At 57.1% G+C, this 16,654-nt stretch carries 18 protein-coding genes and 1 pseudogene; 10 read left to right on the top strand and 9 right to left on the bottom strand.

From position 1 onward, the window contains the following. Positions 1 to 71: 71 nt before the first annotated feature. The 7 genes from G3256_RS12730 to G3256_RS12760 form a co-directional block, all read right to left on the bottom strand. Positions 72 to 320, bottom strand: coding sequence for a hypothetical protein (locus G3256_RS12730; RefSeq protein WP_169641176.1), 249 nt, complete (start codon positions 318 to 320; stop codon positions 72 to 74). Between the two features lie 15 nt (positions 321 to 335). Further along, entirely contained in the window at positions 336 to 1,622 is a 1,287-nt protein-coding gene (locus G3256_RS12735; RefSeq protein ID WP_169641177.1) for a metal-dependent hydrolase family protein, read from the bottom strand. Positions 1,623 to 1,787: 165 nt separating this feature from the next. Further along, positions 1,788 to 2,840: an alpha-hydroxy acid oxidase gene (locus tag G3256_RS12740; protein WP_169641178.1), complete on the bottom strand. Its 1,053-nt coding sequence runs from the start codon at positions 2,838 to 2,840 to the stop codon at positions 1,788 to 1,790. Positions 2,841 to 3,060: 220 nt separating this feature from the next. Then, positions 3,061 to 3,465, bottom strand: a complete 405-nt coding sequence (locus tag G3256_RS12745) for a hypothetical protein (protein WP_169641179.1) — start codon at positions 3,463 to 3,465, stop codon at positions 3,061 to 3,063. 151 nt (positions 3,466 to 3,616) lie between these two features. Next, complete coding sequence (locus G3256_RS12750; RefSeq protein WP_169641180.1) at positions 3,617 to 4,963, bottom strand: metal-dependent hydrolase family protein; 1,347 nt, start codon at positions 4,961 to 4,963, stop codon at positions 3,617 to 3,619. A gap of 48 nt (positions 4,964 to 5,011) precedes the next feature. Beyond that, positions 5,012 to 5,890 (bottom strand): hypothetical protein, encoded by an 879-nt coding sequence (locus G3256_RS12755; RefSeq protein WP_169641181.1) that lies wholly within the window; start codon positions 5,888 to 5,890, stop codon positions 5,012 to 5,014. After that, the gene (locus tag G3256_RS12760; RefSeq protein ID WP_169641182.1) at positions 5,887 to 6,381 is read right to left on the bottom strand and encodes a DUF1269 domain-containing protein; all 495 of its coding nucleotides are present in this window, start codon (positions 6,379 to 6,381) and stop codon (positions 5,887 to 5,889) included. The genes G3256_RS12755 and G3256_RS12760 overlap by 4 nt, the downstream gene beginning before the upstream one ends. 260 nt (positions 6,382 to 6,641) lie before the next feature. On the opposite strand from G3256_RS12760, the gene G3256_RS12765 reads away from it, so the two are divergent. Next, positions 6,642 to 7,643, top strand: a complete 1,002-nt coding sequence (locus G3256_RS12765; protein ID WP_169641183.1) for an AraC family transcriptional regulator — start codon at positions 6,642 to 6,644, stop codon at positions 7,641 to 7,643. A 166-nt stretch (positions 7,644 to 7,809) separates the two neighbouring features. After that, positions 7,810 to 8,175: a potassium channel family protein gene (locus G3256_RS12770; RefSeq protein WP_169641184.1), complete on the top strand. Its 366-nt coding sequence runs from the start codon at positions 7,810 to 7,812 to the stop codon at positions 8,173 to 8,175. Positions 8,176 to 8,250: 75 nt separating this feature from the next. Here the strand turns inward: G3256_RS12770 and G3256_RS19235 are convergent, their stop codons facing one another. Further along, a complete protein-coding gene (locus tag G3256_RS19235; protein ID WP_343044355.1) occupies positions 8,251 to 8,595 on the bottom strand; it encodes a DDE-type integrase/transposase/recombinase in 345 nt (114 codons plus the stop codon). 669 nt (positions 8,596 to 9,264) lie between these two features. After that, positions 9,265 to 9,936, bottom strand: a complete 672-nt coding sequence (locus G3256_RS12780) for a FadR/GntR family transcriptional regulator (protein WP_169641185.1) — start codon at positions 9,934 to 9,936, stop codon at positions 9,265 to 9,267. 144 nt (positions 9,937 to 10,080) lie between these two features. Here G3256_RS12780 and G3256_RS12785 point away from each other — a divergent pair, with 144 nt between their 5' ends. From G3256_RS12785 to G3256_RS12820, 8 genes and pseudogenes are all read left to right on the top strand, one after another. Then, the gene (locus tag G3256_RS12785) at positions 10,081 to 11,007 is read left to right on the top strand and encodes a fumarylacetoacetate hydrolase family protein (RefSeq protein ID WP_206040737.1); all 927 of its coding nucleotides are present in this window, start codon (positions 10,081 to 10,083) and stop codon (positions 11,005 to 11,007) included. A gap of 59 nt (positions 11,008 to 11,066) precedes the next feature. Continuing rightward, positions 11,067 to 12,095, top strand: a complete 1,029-nt coding sequence (locus G3256_RS12790; protein WP_169641186.1) for an ABC transporter substrate-binding protein — start codon at positions 11,067 to 11,069, stop codon at positions 12,093 to 12,095. Then, positions 12,092 to 12,901, top strand: coding sequence for an ABC transporter ATP-binding protein (locus G3256_RS12795; RefSeq protein WP_169641187.1), 810 nt, complete (start codon positions 12,092 to 12,094; stop codon positions 12,899 to 12,901). Before G3256_RS12790 ends, G3256_RS12795 begins: the two co-directional genes overlap by 4 nt. 101 nt (positions 12,902 to 13,002) lie before the next feature. Next, positions 13,003 to 13,764 carry an ABC transporter permease gene (locus G3256_RS12800; protein ID WP_246227609.1) on the top strand — a complete coding sequence of 254 codons (762 nt, stop codon included), beginning with the start codon at positions 13,003 to 13,005 and terminating at the stop codon, positions 13,762 to 13,764. After that, positions 13,757 to 14,830: an Ldh family oxidoreductase gene (locus G3256_RS12805; RefSeq protein WP_169641189.1), complete on the top strand. Its 1,074-nt coding sequence runs from the start codon at positions 13,757 to 13,759 to the stop codon at positions 14,828 to 14,830. The genes G3256_RS12800 and G3256_RS12805 overlap by 8 nt, the downstream gene beginning before the upstream one ends. 105 nt (positions 14,831 to 14,935) lie before the next feature. Next, positions 14,936 to 15,475 (top strand): annotated as a pseudogene (locus G3256_RS12810) (recombinase zinc ribbon domain-containing protein); the annotation flags it as partial. Further along, entirely contained in the window at positions 15,472 to 15,855 is a 384-nt protein-coding gene (locus G3256_RS12815) for a hypothetical protein (protein WP_169641190.1), read from the top strand. The pseudogene G3256_RS12810 and the gene G3256_RS12815, both read left to right, overlap by 4 nt. 156 nt (positions 15,856 to 16,011) lie before the next feature. Continuing rightward, positions 16,012 to 16,491: a DUF429 domain-containing protein gene (locus tag G3256_RS12820; RefSeq protein ID WP_169641191.1), complete on the top strand. Its 480-nt coding sequence runs from the start codon at positions 16,012 to 16,014 to the stop codon at positions 16,489 to 16,491. Positions 16,492 to 16,654: the final 163 nt, after the last annotated feature.

Here is a 16,654-nt window from a genome sequence, read left to right on the forward strand (position 1 = left end):
TTTTGTTTTCGTTCAATCGGTCATTTCCATCGAAGGGCGGGCCTTGGTTTCAACTGCGCGACATACAATCGTCAGGCTGGTTCTTTGCGGATGGTCCACGCCATAAACCCAATCGAAAACCCTTCGGCCAGGAATTGTACGCCCATGAAAATACGGGGGAAAAGCAAACTCATACCCGGATTTGCGAGAAGCCAGACAGAAATAAGCACACCCAGGATGCCGCTACCCGGCACCCACCCCCAACAAGGGAAGGGGCGGATGCTGAGCGAAAACACGATTTCGGCAATGCCCTGGATCATAAAAAAGACGACCATGAACAAGGCACGGCCCGCGCGTCAGTTCATCTCGTCTTTGTAGATCACGCCGCCCTTCATAATCAGGTCGAGCGTTTCTTCGTAATCCTGTAGAATTGAGATGTCTTCAAGCGGGTTGCCGTCGATGAGAAGCAGGTCGGCGTGCGCGCCTTCTTCAATCTTTCCGACCACGCCGGGGTAAGGGCTGCGGTCGCCTGACAACTGCAGCAACTCGCCCGACAATGACGTTGCCTGTTCCAGCACTTCGGCCGGTGTAAACCACTTTGTCCGCTCTACAAATTCGCGATTCTGGTCTGCGCAGGCTTCCGGGTTAACGACGACATCGGTGCCAAAAGCGATCTTGATGTCATACTGCTTTGCCAATGCAAACATCTGGTCAAGACCAGCGGTAACCATCCGCCCCTTGGCCAGTCGCACCGGGCCAAGATCCGGCGAAAACGTCAGATAAACCACAACCTGCGGACTCAGCCAAACACCGTTATCCGCCATCATCTGTGCGATTTCGTCATCAATGAGATTGCCGTGTTCGATTGACTTGATCCCATTCTCGATGGCCTGTTTGATGCCGTCGATGGTGTAGACATGTGCAGTGACGTAGGTGCCGAAACCTTCCGCCACCTCAACTGCAGCCCGGATTTCATCTGCGGTGAACTGGCGCCCGTCAATCGGATCGAATTCCGTGCCGACACCGCCGGCAAGGTGCATTTTCAACTGGCTTGCCCCGCGCTTGAGCTGCTCTCTGGCGGCGGCAAGCACGTCGTCACGGCCATTGACGATCCGGCTGTACCCGAGACGCTCCAGATTGTTTTCCGGCCCGCCGAACTCACGCGGGTTCATGAAGCGGGGGTTTGCGTCGCCATGGCCGCCAAACTGAGAAATCGCGCGCAGCGAGGGCCAGACGCGTGGTCCGGCGATCAGGCCCCGATCTGACGCAAGTTTCGCCCCCCAGGACGCGCCCCCCACATCCCGGATGCTGGTGAAACCACGCATAAGCAGACGTTCCGCTTCCTGCCCCGCAATGATCCCGATGTAGTCGAGGTCGGGCGCATTCGACCCGGCCATATCCATGACAGGCACGCTGCACAGGCTGAGATGGTAGTGGACGTCGGTGAAGCCGGGCGACATAACCCGCCCACCAGCATCGATGATGGTCGCGCCCTCTGGTGCTGTCAGTGACGCACCAACCTCGGCGATCATGCCATTTTGGATCAACACATCCTGGTTATCGATCAAATCCGGCCCTACGCCATCAAAAATGCGCGCGCCGGTAATAAGGGTACCGGGGTCTTCTGCTGCGTCCTGGCCCATAGCCATGCTCGCCGCAAGAATGCCGGCCACCAGCGGGAAGGTAAAACTTCTTTTCCGAAATTTCATTTGAATCTCCAGTTGATTAATTGTTGAGGTAAATCGTCCGGATGACGATGTTGCATTAGACGCAGCCCCAAACGCTGCCTTTCATGTTCTGGCCACCAGTTATGGTACAGGCTCTTCACGCCGGTTGGCGCCAGTCTGGCGCATCATCACCATAGTTTCGGCATCAAGCAGTTGTAGCACGCGCTCGACACCCTTCTGGCCGAATACCGCCAGACCCCGTATGTACAAGCGTCCGACACAAACCGCATCAGCCCCCATACACAGCGCTTTCACGATGTCCGCGCCCCGTCGAAAACCGGAATCCACAATGACAGGGACCGCTCCGTTAACCTCGCGGATAACTTCGGGCAGCGCATCGATTACAACCAGACCCGCCTCATCCGCACGTCCGCCGTGGTTGGAAACCACGATGCCGTCAAAGCCCCGCCTGACCGCGATCGCTGCGTCCTGCCCGGACAGCAGCCCCTTGACGACAACTTTCATGCTGGTGGTGTCCCGGAGACGCCCGAGTTTGTCCCATATCATTTCCGGGTCCATCGGATTCGTAACACCCGTCAGGTCAAAGTCCCGGTACATTGGCAGAAACCTGGCTTTCTCCTGCAGCATTGTCCCGCCATGGCACATCGCGCAGTTCCGCGTGTCTGACCGGCGCAGAATTCCCCTGGTTTCCGGAACCCGCTGCCCCACAGGCTCAACAGTCACACCCGGGACCGGGCAGCCAGCCTCTTCAGCTCTTTTTATCCGCTGCTGAGCCCGGTAAAATACATTACTCTCGCAGAGCTGAAACCAATCGGGTTTGCCTCTTGCTTCATTCACCTTGTCCGGCGGCGTTTTGGTCTGAATGGAGAGGATCTGCAGGTGATTTTGAGATTTTGCCGCGCGTGCAACCGCTGCTTCGGCGTCGCGATGGAACACATTTTGAGAGCAGACCGGCGCCAACCCGACCGGCGAGGAAAACTGTTCGCCCAACAGAGTTGTCGATAAATCGGGTGTGCTGACATCCACCGGCCGCTGCGGTCGAAGATGACAGTCCTTTAGTGCAGCCCGGTTCGCATGCAGCGTCTCGTCGCCCGAAACGCCGGACTGAAGGCAACCCGAATGTGACGGAGGCAACCGCACTTTTGTGATCGCCTCAAAATTAAATACGTTCACGGCCTCCTCCGGCGAGCAATCAATCCCTCAGCAACGTTCAACCACATCTGATCGGCGGGCAGGTCGTCCGTCCGCATGATAAGCTCAGCCAGCGCCGGACCAGCACCGGCCGCAAGAAGCGGAGATGCAGCTGGATACTTCATGAACCGGCGCCTACCGCGTGCCTCACTGTGATCACAGACACTGGTCATTCCGATTCTCCCCTCAAGCGCAACAACTTTCAGTCGCCGTGACCGGGTAGGTCAGTACGAAACAGGCCGAGCAGTGCGATAATGTTCAGCACGGTCCCAAATGCGTTGATGGCAACGGCAGTGGCCCAGGCGCCGAAGCCGGCATAAAATTCGAGCCCTGTTTGCAGATAGCGGGTGATGTTTCCAACCACGCCACCGAATCCGAAGAGTAAAATGGCGAGGATCATCATGATGCGGTACAGGCCGATGCGACCCGCACGCGCCAGGTACAACACGGCCGCATAGACAACAAACATCAGAATGGACGGGATGATGGCCGCGGCACTCAGTGGCTCACCGGTCGTCGCCTGCAGCACCCAGCTGACAGAAAGATACGTCAAGGACGCTGCGGCAAAGACGTATTGCAGCAAAATGAGTTTTGAGAGGTCTATCACGCGTTCCTCCTGTTTTGCGCGCGCACACTGGCCGACCCTCTGCCCTTGCACGTGACACCGTCCCGGGTCCGCCGCGCAACATCAGACAAAATAGGCCGCGCAGACAGGCGAAGGCCTGAACACCACAAAAGCATTCAGGCCACCGCAGTGATCATTCAATTTCGTTTTTGAAAATTTCCCCGTCTTTCATGATGAGATCGAAGTTCTCATGCGGGTCTGAGATCAGGTCGATGTCTTCCAGCGGGTTTCCATCTACGAGGATCAGATCGGCATAAGCGCCCTCGGCGATCACACCAAGCGGTCCGTCCTGGTAAGGGTGGCGCGGGCCGGACAATTCCAGAAGTTCGGCGTTGGTCGAGGTTGCCATCTTCAGCACCTCATAGGGCGTGTACCAGCGCTGCAGCTTGGCGAGGAAAGCACCCTGGCGCTCTGCCAGAGCGGGATCAAAGAGGATATCGGTCCCGAAGGCGACTTTGACACCCACCTCTTTTGCATTGGTATAGGTGGCGTCGGTGCCGTTGGTCACCTGGATCCATTTTCGCTGGCTGCCGGGGTCGTCGAACGTGAACCCGTCTTCGTCATCCAGAAGCGGCTGGACCGAGAGCCAGACGTCATTGTCACGCATCATTTCCATCGTTTCACGGCTCATCAGGAAACCGTGCTCGACGGATTTAATCCCGGCTTCGATCGCAATCTGAACCGCTTCATCGGTAAAAATGTGCGAGGCAACATATGTGTTATAGGTATCGGCCACCTCTACGAAGGCTTCGATTTCGGCCCGCGTGTACTGACGCACGTCCAGCGGATCATAAACCGACGACACTCCGCCTCCGGTCGAAATCTTCAGCTGCGTGGCGCCCATCCGCATCACTTCACGGGCACGTTTGGTTACTTCCGGCACGCCGTCGGCCTGCGCCATCAGGCCGACGCTGTACCAGTACCACTGCGAATCTGCGGCATTCGTCGGCACCGCCTGATAGGGTCTGTAATCAAAGTGACCGCCGGTCTGCGTGATGGGCGGGCCGGAGGGCAGGATCCGGGGCCCTTTCAGTTCGCCGCTGTCGATCATCTTTTTGATGGAGAAGGAATTGCCGCCAACGTCGCGTACGGAGGTGAACCCGCGCATCAGCGTGCCTTCGGACCCGGTGGCCCCGCGGATCGCCACCTCGAGGATGTCGCCGGTCGCCACCACGCTCTGCGGGTTACAGCAGTAAAGCGTGTGCCAGTGCACGTCGATCAGACCGGGGATCAGCGTGCGCCCGCCGCCGTCGATGACTGTGCCACCGGCTACCGCCAGATCTTCGCTCGAAACGGCGGTGATCAGATTGCCGGTGATCACCACATTTGCGCCTTCGATCAGGGTCTCGTTCACCCCGTCGAAAACATTCACATTGGTGATCAGTGTAACGGTCGGGTCATCCTGTGCCCATGCCGGTGCAGTCGAGAGTGTCGCGGTGGCCAGGGCGATCGAGGCCGCTGTGCCTTTCAGAAATTTCATTTGTCGTGTCTCCTTTAAATATTTCACATTTCCGCCCTGTGCCGGAGGCTAAAAGTTCAGGACCTTGTACCCCACCTGAAGGGACCAGTCGGCCGGCGCATCGCCGCCGAACAGCACCCCGGGTTTGACGAAAACCTGACTGTCGCCGCCAAAAGCTTTGCCGGTCAGCATCCCCAGTGTCACCTGCAGGCTACCAAAGGTGTTATCGTTCTCCCAGTCATGAATTATGGCCGGATCGAAGGTCATGAAGTATTTTGGATTGGGCAGTTTGGGCACGTAGTAGAAATCAAAAGTTGTCTGGTTCAGTTTTTCGTCATCGTCGTTTCCACCTTCCAGACCGAATGTCTGCACCCAGGCCGGCGCAAAGATTGCGCCGCTTTTCAGGAAGAATGCGTAAAAGACCGATGTTTCCAGCGCGAACTGGCCGTAGCCGTTGTCATCTCTTGCGGCGGTATCGAGGAACAGCTCGGCCGTGTAGGCTGCGCCGTTCTGTTTCGTCAGATAAAAAACATCAACAAAGGTGATGCTTATGTCCCCTATGTCCAGATCATTGTCGAACGGGCTGTTGCCGAAGGGAAGCGTGAACCGGAACGCTTTGTTCCCGTCACCGATCGGTTGTGTGTACTGAAATTCGAGCAGGTCCGAATCCAGATTAGTATCTATCTCATTGTACTGAAACTGGATCACCGCCTGGGTCGTCAGAAGCGTCGGGTTGGTGCCGTTGTTGATCGCTTCCTCATTGGCCGCAGAGGTGCCATCCGCCCTGTTCTGAGCGATCTGGCCACTTGCGGTGTCCTGTGCGTGCACCTGCGATGCACACAACGCCAGCATGGCGCCCCCCAAAAAACCGAATTTTTGATTCTTCATTAAGTCCTGCTTTCCATTTTTTAATGTAACGACACGCGCAAAGCGCGCCGAACAGATCACGCTGTCTCTTCAAGCAGCGCCCCGAGTTCTTCCTCTGATGTCCTGCTCAGTGACGTCTGGATGATATGCCCGGCCCCGGCGAAGTCTTTCAATCGCTCAATCACCTTGTCGCCGGTCACCCTGCGCACAAGCACAAACTGCGCGGCATGGCCGGGCTTGAGGCTTTCGCCCACGGATTTCATAAAGTCATCACTGACACCCAGATCGGTCATGTAGCCGGACAACGCGCCCGTCCCCGCGCCCACCGCTGCACCCGGAAGCGGATTCAAAAACAACATGCCGATCAGCATGCCCCAGAACGTGCCCCCCACGGCGCCGGCCGCCGTCAGGTTGCTCGCCTGATGCAGCTTGACCTTGCCATTGTCCTCGTGGGTAACCACCACGACATCCTCCATGTCGATCAGATACTCGGTCTGAAGCTCCGCAAGGCGTGCGCGCATGTCGAAAGCTTTGGTTGGCTGATCAAATCCAATTGCAATCAGGTCAGCCATTTTTCCTTCCTCGTCCATGACCTTGATGAGAGTCCCGGAGCAGAGGTCTGGCAGAGTGCCTGCAACTTCTGCAGTGCCGCCTCGTCCCGACAAATCCAGAACCCGGGAATATCAAAATGCCAGGTTTTCCACAGAAAAGCTGTCACAAAAGCGTGAGCAACCGCACAGCAGGCACCGGTCTGGTACAAACCTGGAATAAATCGTTACTGATTAGTTAAAATTCGATATCCGATTCTTTCGCAACCAGGAGTTTAGTGCCCTTGAGCAGCAGTTTGCCTGTGAATCGACCTCAAGAAACTGAGAATTTCGGCGCTGCGCCCGGTTGGCGCAGCGCTGTCTCTCATGCCGACCACGCCAGATCGGTAGCGGTGCGCGACTCGGCAATGGTGCAACTGGGACGCGGGTCGGCGAATTGTGACTCGATCCGGGCAATGGGAGCGGACTGTTCAATCGTCCGCCTGAAATCAGCGCCACGGATGAGCGGGTATCTGGTACCAGATCCGGCCTGGGCCGTCATCACGATGCCGCTTGGCTGGAGCGGGGACTATGTTTTAAACGGACGCCCTGTGCGACCGGGTGACGTTAATGTTGTGACCAGCGCGAATGGTTATGCGTCAACGGGTCAGGACCGCAACATTCTGGGTGTTGGACTGCGTGCGGAACGTCTGAGACGCACGATCGCCACCCATCTTGGCAAGCCCGGCGATGAGGTCTCGCCGGGCGACTGTGTTCTGGAACTCGGCGAAGCTGCCGGTGCCAGGTTCGCGCAGGGCATTCTCAGCATATTGAATGCAACCGTGCAGGCGGCTCCGGGCTATGCAGTCGTTTCATCGATCGACGAGGACTTGCTGTTTGAACATATCGCCCGGACACTTTGCCTGTCCCTGCCATCAAAACACGCCTGGGATTACAGCGCATCCGGCGACCTGTCGATTGTTCGCTCCGCGCGAGAGATGATCACCGCTTCACGCGAAGTTCCAACCCTCGCAGATCTGTGCGCCCGGCTCAACATCGGACAGACGCGCCTGAACGCATGCTTTCGCTCTGTCCATGGAATGCCGCCAGCCAGGTTTATCCGTCGCCTGCAATTGTCCCGTGTCCACAAAAAGCTGACAGATGCACAGGCCCCGCCACGCTCCGTCAAATGCGTGGCACTTGCGCACGGGTTTACACATGGTGGTCGTTTTGCTGCTGAATATCGCAGCGTTTTTGGTGAGCTGCCTTCTGAGACCTGCCAAAAGCTCAAGAAACGTTTTACTTAGGTCCTGCAACGCATCGGGTCACGTCAGATCAGCTGATCCCGCGTTTCCAGTGATCATCTTTGCCCGGACCCGAACTGTATCTGACCGACGGGCAGTCGTCTGTTGTCAAAATGATATGTTGCGCCGTACAGAATGGCACCGACCTGTAGTCATGAGGCAATTTGACATGTTTCCTTTCGCACTCACCACTCTGCGCCTGCTCAAGGCAATCATCCGGTCATGGAGCATACCGACTTTCCGCGCAGGGCTGGCACTTGCCGTGCTCCTGTTACTTTCGGGAACACTTTTTTACAGAAGCATAGAGGGCTGGTCGTGGGTGGACTCTCTTTATTTCAGCGCCACGACAATGTCGACGGTGGGCTTTGGAGATCTGTCGCCTCAGACCGATGCCGGAAAGCTGTTTACCGTCCTCTACATCTTCGTTGGCGTCGGTGTCTTTGTCGCTCTGTTTGCACAATTCGCCCGCGCGCTTCTGCACATCGAAGACAATGACAAATCAGATAAAACGGCAGGTCAGAACAAGGAGAAATGACGCAGCGCCGGTGAGGCGGGGCGATGCTGCCAGACGAATTCAAACCAGTCTTCAGAAGGACAGTGACACTGTCTGTCAATGCGCGCCGGGACCGCGCCACGCAGCCACAGCGACGGCACGGTTCAGTTTATAGCCGGGTCTGGAGCAGAGGCTTCTTTCCGAATTGAACAGGTTGTAAATCGAAGCAGGAACGAAGGCGAATTGCTGCAAACTTCGCATGCGCCGAAAGCTATGCATGGCTCGTTCCCGTCGTCGAAACGGCAGATGGGAACTCTCCGCTCCGTTGTTCAGCCACGGGCGGGCTTCGTGCCTGTATGCTGAACCGGTCTCTTTGAGCGCTGCTCCGTGTGAGCGCAGCAGATCCGTGACGATAACTTCCGGGGGGCCGTGTTTACGCAATGCTTTCTGAAGGGATTTCAAGACGGCTTTCTTATCGCGTGTCCTGGTGGCGTAGGTTTCCCAAATTCACCTTCGTGATCCAGCGCATTCCAAAGATTGTGCCGCCCGCCGTTGATTTTCACGAACATCTCATCCAGATGCCCGCACCACTTGCTCGATTTCATGCCGGCAATCCGCCGCTTGTGTATCTCCGCAGCAAACATCGGGCCGAACCGATGCCATCACTATCTCACAGCTCTTTTTGAACCAGCGAAAGGGATCAGGTCTGGTCATCTGCAAAGGCTACGAAACTGCCCTGCCCGCCTCACGACAGTTTTCTTTGACAGAACCGTCCCGTAGCGTCGAGGCTGTTCGGGCCTTTCTGAGTGAAGACCGGCGCCGCACGGCTGGGATCGTGATCCATTTCCATGGCGTGCGCTGAAAAATTGCAACCTGTGCATTACACGCGAAGTTCTGGAGGTATCCCTTAACTCTGCGCTGGTATGACATGCACCTGTGGGCCAGAAATTACTTTATCAGACATTTCTGTTCTCCTGAGCAACCGAGCGCGACAATTCGGATATTTCGGATCGACGGCGATGAACTGACTTCCGCTAACCGCTGGTTTATCACAGCATTGGCAAAACAGTTGCATGTCATCATACCCGTCCGGAGACAATCTTTTGGTGATTGGCCGCAGCGAGTGTAATGTCAGTCCGTCTCCGTGACGCTATCTGGCAGAACACGCGCGTAGACCGAGTGCAGGTGACGGCGCATCGCATCAGCAGCAAGTTCGTCATCTCCGGCAGAGATTGCGGCAACGATCTCATCATGCTGCGAGAAGCTGGAGTAGTCGGCAGACGGACCGCGCGTGTCGCGCGGCTGTCCCCAGACTATGGACCGCCGAACGGAATTCAGCGTTTCAAAGAAGTAGAGGAACAGTTGGTTTTTTGTGGCACGCGCAATAGCGTGGTGCAGGTTGTTGTCCCAGGCTTCGTAAGTGCGCCAGTCTTCAGCCTTCCGGCACCGGGTGGCACAGAATTTCATCCGTTCACAATCGGTTTTGCTGGCCCGGCGCGCGGCCAGCCGGCTTAACTCGGGTTCGATATTAAAACGTACCGCCACGACCTGCTCGGGCTTTATCTGATCACGCAGGTAGGTGACATCCTGAAGGTTTAATACGGGGCGCGCACCGACAAAAGTACCACGTCCGACATGGCGCCAGATACGGCCTTGTGCCTCGAGTTCTGACAGCGCCTTTCGGAGTTGATTGCGCGTTGTTCCCAGACTCGCACACAGCTCGCGTTCCGGAGGAATGCGGTCATTGTGCCGGTATCCAGCATTGTCGATCAGGGCGCGTAGTCTGCGCGACAGGTCATCCATCTCAGTTACATTTCCGCCCAATTTGACGATTGGTTGATTGATCCTACCGCAAACTGAGTCACACTGGAAAGGAGGGAATTAGGCAGTGAGTCGCAGGTTGGACTTGTTTGATAACTGCTGAAATCAACAGGGGAGGAACGACGAGTGCGACTGGCAACTGTTTCAGCGGGCGGACAAGACGTTTGTGTTGCATTTTTAAGTGATGGCAGGCTTATGGACGTCTCAAAGGCAGCGCAAAGCCTTTCGGGTTCCAGTGCCGGTGCACTTAAAGCAGGCTCTATGCTGCACCTCATCGAGGGCGGCGCAGACGCGCTCGCAGCACTCAGCGGATTAATAGCGGATGCCGAGGCTGGCAAACATTCCCATGCGATTGTTGCTTCGAACGCGTCTTTGCGTGCGCCGATCCCCACGCCCAGAAAGAACGTCTTTTGCGTCGGTCGGAATTATGCAGAGCACATCGCCGAAGGTAATCGGGCGCAAAAGCAGAATATCGGCGTAACAGAACACCCGGTATTTTTCACTAAACCGCCGACCTCGATTGTGCCGCCAGATGGACATGTACTTATTTTTCCGACAGTCTCTGAGAGCACCGACTATGAGGTCGAGCTGGCTGTCATAATAGGCTCGGCTGGTCGCAATATCCCAAAAGCGTCGGCCATGGATCATGTCTTTGGCTACACGATCCTGAACGATATTACCGCGCGTGACGTGCAGCGTCGGCACGGCGGCCAGTACTTCAAGGGCAAGGGATTCGACGGTTCTTGTCCGCTCGGCCCGTGGATCGAAACTGCAGACGCAATTCCTGATCCGCACGCCTTGTCAATCGGCCTCAAGGTAAATGGCGAACAGCGACAGGACGGCAATACTGCAGATATGATCTTCGATATTCCGACACTTATCTCTTCGCTTTCCGAGGGGATGACGCTGGAGCCCGGTGACATCATCGCGACGGGCACACCATCAGGCGTCGGCTATGCAATGGAACCGCCGAGGTTTCTTAAGGATGGCGACACGGTCGTTTGTGAAATTCAAGGAATTGGCACGCTCAGCAATAATGTGCGCGCTATTTAAGGCCCCGCCGGCAAACGACAGGTGCTAACGGGTAAAACACTTCAGGGAGGAAGAACACCATGATCAACAGAAGAGCATTTACCACCTCATTGCTTGCTGCCATTCCGGCTACAGGCGCGTTCGGAACTTCGGTACTGGCGCAGAGCCTGCGCGACATTACGTTTGTGCAGCCGAGCCCGTCCGCCATCAACTCTTTTCCGGTATTCGTCGCCATCGGCGAGGGATATTTCGAGGAAGAGGGCCTGAACGTGACTGTCGAGGCCATCAACGGCTCAGGCGCGGTGCTTCAGGCGCTTTCCGCAGGCCAGGCGTCCTTTGGCCGTCCCGGTCCTGGCCCCATGATTGCGGCAAAGACGCGCGGCGTGGATGCGGTCCACATCTACAACGTGGCTGCCCGCAGCAATTTTGGCATCGCTGTACAGCAGGATTCCGCGATTCAGAATATTGAAGAACTGCGCGGCAAAGTGATCGGTACCGGCACAGCCGATGGCGCCGAAGTTGGTTTCGCGAAGAACGTAATGAGCAGCGCGGGTATGACAGACGGTGTAGATTTCGAATTTCTGACCGTCGGTGATGGTGGCCCGGCAACGGCAGCATTCCTGAACGGTGAGATTGATGCCTATTCGGCTTCGACTGCTGATACTGCGATTTTGAATCAGCGCGGTATTGCTGTGCGCGACATTACACCTGCGGAATTCGGTCGTTTCTTCGGCAACGGGATTGCGACGATGGCGGACACAATCGCCAATGACCGGGAGCTGGTCGAGAGCTGGAGCCGTGCCTTTGCACGCGGCCATGCATTTGCGCTTGATGATGCCAACCGTGATGCGGTGCTCAAACACCTGGCAGATGGCAACCCGCAGGAAGGCGAAGACAAAGAGTTCCAGTCTGCGCTGTTTGATGCCGTCCGCTCCAAGACCATACCGAGCGACGACGCACCGCACCTTGGCTGGTATCCCGCAGAGGTCTGGGAGGAATGGCAGGATGCGCTTGTGGCCAGTGGCGATATTTCAGGTCCGCTTGAAGACCTGAGTGCGGTCTGGACCAATGAGTTTGCGGCCATTGGCGCTGAGGCTGTTGGCGGATGAACACCGCCGCGGTGCATGACTATTCCGGCGCGTCTGCGGGCGCGCCGGTCTACGAGCTGGCGCGTGTCAGCAAAACCTACGCACGCAACAAGGTGGTAGCGCTTAAAGATGTCGACCTGACCTTGCGCAAGGGTAGTTTTACGTCTGTCATCGGGTCAAGCGGATGCGGGAAATCAACGCTTCTCAAGATCATGGCGGGACTTATCCCGCCTTCGAAAGGGCGCGTTGTTCTGCAGGGCGAGCCGGTGACCGGCCCCCGGCGCGATATCGGAATGATGTTCCAGCAAGCGACCCTTTTTCCATGGAAGACTGCAGTAGAGAACATCGTGCTGCCCATCGAAATCCGTGACGGCAAAGCCGCGGCCAGGAAAGCCCTCGACAAGGCCCATGAGCTGCTTGAGATCGTCGGTCTCGAGGGGTTTGAGAACGTCTACCCGAATGAACTCTCGGGCGGGATGGCTCAGCGTGCCTCAATTTGCCGGATGCTGATCACTGAGCCTGCAGTCCTCCTGCTGGATGAGCCCTTCAGTGCACTCGACGAGTTGTCGCGCGACATGATGAACATGGAACTGCAGCGGATTTGTCGCGAACAGAACGCGACCGCCTTTCTTGTTACTCACTCGATTCAGGAAGCGGTCATTCTGTCCGACGAGATCGTTGTTATGAAGCCACGGCCCGGGCGGGTGGCGGAGATTATTGAGGTTGACCTGCCGCGCCCGCGAACGCTCGACATGGTGACCACACCGAAATTCGGCGAAATCGTAGACCACATCCGCGGCATGCTCGACAAGGGAGAGGACATGTGACCGACCTTCAGGCAAACCATTCTTCAACGTCTCAAACAGAAGAAGATACTGTTTGGACACAGGATGTTTCTTTCATCGACTCCGTTCCGCGGTCGATCGCCATGACATTTGTTTTTGTTGTTTTCATCGGCACCTGGCAGCTGGTGACAAGCTTCGGTCTTGTTTCGCCGATTATCCTGCCCACTCCGATGGAAACGCTGAATGACATGATCTTCGTTGGCAGGAACCTGATCAGCGGCGGCTATATGCTTGGCTCTCTCTGGATCACCATACTTGAGGTGATCTACGGCTTCGCGCTGGCCATTGCGATCGGGTTTTCTCTTGGCGTGCTCGTGGGTGAAACGGCCTTTGGCGAGAAAGCCGTGATGCCTTACCTCGTCGCGATTGACACGATGCCAAAGGTTGCTTTTGCTCCGCTCTTTGTCGCCTGGCTCGGATTTGGCATAGAATCCAAAGTGGCACTGGCCGCGTTTATTGCGACATTTCCCATCGTTGTTGGTACCGCAGCCGGGCTCCACGCGGCAGATGAAAACGCGCGAATGCTTTTCAAAACGATGGGTGCCAGCCGCATGCAGACCCTGATCAAAATGAAGCTGCCGATGGGATTGCCGCAGATTTTCACCGGGCTCAAGATCGGTGCTGTCGGCGTGATGGCAGGTGCGATCACCGGCGAATTCCTGGGCGGCGGCAAAGGCTTTGGCGAGTTGATCCGGGTGGCGGCCTCTCAGCTCAACACGCCGCGTGTCTTTTCGCTGATCCTGTATCTCAGCCTCGTTGGTCTGGCGCTTTACCTGATCGTTCAATGGACGCAGCGCAAAGTTGTTTTCTGGCAGAAGGAAACCGTGGGTTCATACGATGCGTGACCCGGGGACAATTGCCGTCGACGAACTCCAATCCTTCGTCGCAAGCGCCCTTGCCGAAAATGGCGTCCAAGCGACTGACGCCGCCAAAGTGGCCGGATTGATGGTGGAAGCCGATATATACGGCTACGAAACACATGGTGTCTTTCGTCTTCGGCAGTATCTGGCACGGCTGGAAGGTGGTGGATGCAATCCCAAGCCCGACATCAAGGTTGCACAGGAGACTGCCGCCACAGCCGTTATAGACGGCGATGACGGGCTTGGGCACCTCGCCATGTCTGCCGCGCGCGATCTGGCCATGGAGAAAGCGCAGGCGGTCGGTATCGGATGGGTGGGTGTGCGGCGCGGAAACCACGCAGGGCCTCTGGCGCTTTATGTGCGCCCGCAGGCCGAGGCAAGGATGCTTGGCATCGCAGCAGCTGTCGGAAGCGCGAACCATGTACCCCCTTATGGCGGTACGGACCTGCTGATTGGCACCAACCCCATCGCATTTTCCGCTCCGACCAAAGGCCAGGACCCGTTCGTTTTCGATATGGCAACGACCGTTGCCGCAATGGGCAAGATAAAAACAATGCTGCAACAGGGCCAACCGATGCCCGAAGGTTGGATGGTAGGCCGCGACGGCAAACCACTGACCGATCCTGCGCGCAGATCGGAAGGATATCTTCTGCCGATCGGAGGACCCAAAGGCTTTGGTCTTTCCGTTGCGATCGGGCTGCTCGCCGGCGTTCTCAATGGGGCCGCCTTCGGGTCAAACGTCGTCGATTTTACCAAAGATACTTCTTCGGCCACAAACACCGGACAGTTTGTCGTAGCACTCAATCCGGCAGCTTTCGGCATTGGTGACGACTTCCCGGAGATCGCGGCGCAAGTGTTTGCAGAGATGCGCGCGTCGCAGCCGCTACCCGGTCATGATCCGGTCAGACTGCCGGGGGATGGAAAAACCAGCGCAGCAGAAACACGCCGCGCCATCGGTTTGACACTCAATCCTGCGTTACGCCGGGATTTGAATGAGTTGGCAGCACATTCCGGGTTAATCCCGCCATTTCCTGACGACAAAACTTCCTGATATAAGTTCTCTCGGATTTTCAATCGCAAGCTCCGACGATCGAAACCTGAGTGTTTCGCGCGGTTGTCTCAGACCGGTTCGAACTCGTCGCTGCAAGGACAGTATACCCGTGCCGACACACCGGCCCTCCTGAAAGGGCTGCTCTACGGCCCGGATGGTGCCGCGTTCTCACCGACCCACACGCGCAAGGGCGGCAAGCTCTATCGGTATTATGTCAGCCGGACGGTCCTGAAGCATGGTGCTGGATCATGCCCGGTGGGCCGCGTCCCGGCAGGCGAAATCGAGACTGCCGTCGTCGATCAGCTCAGCGCGGTGTTTCGCCAGCCCGAGATCGTGGCGGGGACACGGAAGGCGGCACGCGTACAGGACGGCGAGATCACCGAAGCCGACGCCCACGACGCACTGATCCGTCTCGAACCGCTGTAGGATAAACTCTTCCCGGCCGAGCAGGCGCGCATCACGACACTGCTGGTCGAGCGGATCGACATCGGCATCGGCATCGGCATCGGCATCGGCATCGGCATCGGCATCGGCATCGGCATCGGCATCGGCATCGGCATCGATGGTTTGCATGTCCGGATCCGGATGGAAGGTCTGACCGGGCTTGCGCACGAAATGATGACTTATCACGGAGCAGCAGCATGACCCGCGCGAAGCCCGTCCCAGAGACCGTGACAGTGCGCATCCCGTTCCGCCTCGTGAAGAGCGGCGGGCGGAAGGAGATGCAGTTGCCGGAGGGAGCAGTGCGGCCGCGCCGGACAGACAACACCCTCGTCAAGGCGCTGGCCCGTGCGTTTCGCTGGAAGCGCATGCTGGAGTCGGGCGAGTATGCGACAATCGCCGAACTGGCAGAGCGCGAGAGGATCGCGCCATCCTACATGACACGCGTCCTGCGGCTCACGCTGCTCGCGCCCGCCATCGTCGAGGCGATCCTGAACGAGAAGCAGGGGCCGGAGGTGACGTTGGCAAGGGTCCTGGAGACTTTCCCGCTGGAGTGGGCAGAGCAAAGGGAATTGATTCGCTAGTCGTCGATCACGGCTCAAAGCTGCCGTTCACAGAAATATTCAATTCTGCTATGCAATTGCGATATGCGGTCATTGCAGTGTTTTTACCTGCAGATTTGATACGACGTCCGCCATGCGGGCGACCCCCACGCATCAGAGAGTAGGATACGAAAATTTGTGACACTGTTTCTTGGCCATGACCCCGGCGGAGCTGAGAAGAATGGTGTAGCGGCGATCAGGGTGAAATCTGAAGCTCTGGAGATCGTAGAGACAGCGACTGTCCTCAATGCTTCTGAGGCATTATCACGGCTTGAGAATTACGCGGATGACGCCCAAGCACTCGGCATTGATACTCTCCTTGCCTGGTCACCGAAGGGCGGGCGCGCGTGTGATGACGCACTGCGTCGCAAGTATGGTGGAAACTCCGTCGTCGCTCAGAACTCGCTGTATAGCGCGATGACGCTGAATGGAGCCATCGTCGCGAGGCGCATCAAAATGCCAGTATATGAGAGCCACCCCAAATTGCTTCTGAAGTTGCCCGCTGGTGGGGCAATACGCCCTGCTTATGATACGGCAATTGCTCGGGCCGGATCCGACCATGAAGGCGATGCATTCGTTGCGGCATGGTGTGCAGCTATGGGCCACAGTAGGGAATAGACCGTCGAGCTATACTCCGATATTGCCGATGACATTGAAAGGGTAGTCCCGGGCGCTCGATACCAGTGGCCTGAAGAGGTCTGAAGCTTGCCCTTGCGCTTATCGCAGCAACACACGTGCATGGTGAACCCGCCAAGCTTCATAAGCTGATGATGAAGATGAT

This window comes from Roseobacter ponti (assembly GCF_012932215.1).
In the GTDB taxonomy this organism is placed as follows: domain Bacteria; phylum Pseudomonadota; class Alphaproteobacteria; order Rhodobacterales; family Rhodobacteraceae; genus Roseobacter; species Roseobacter ponti.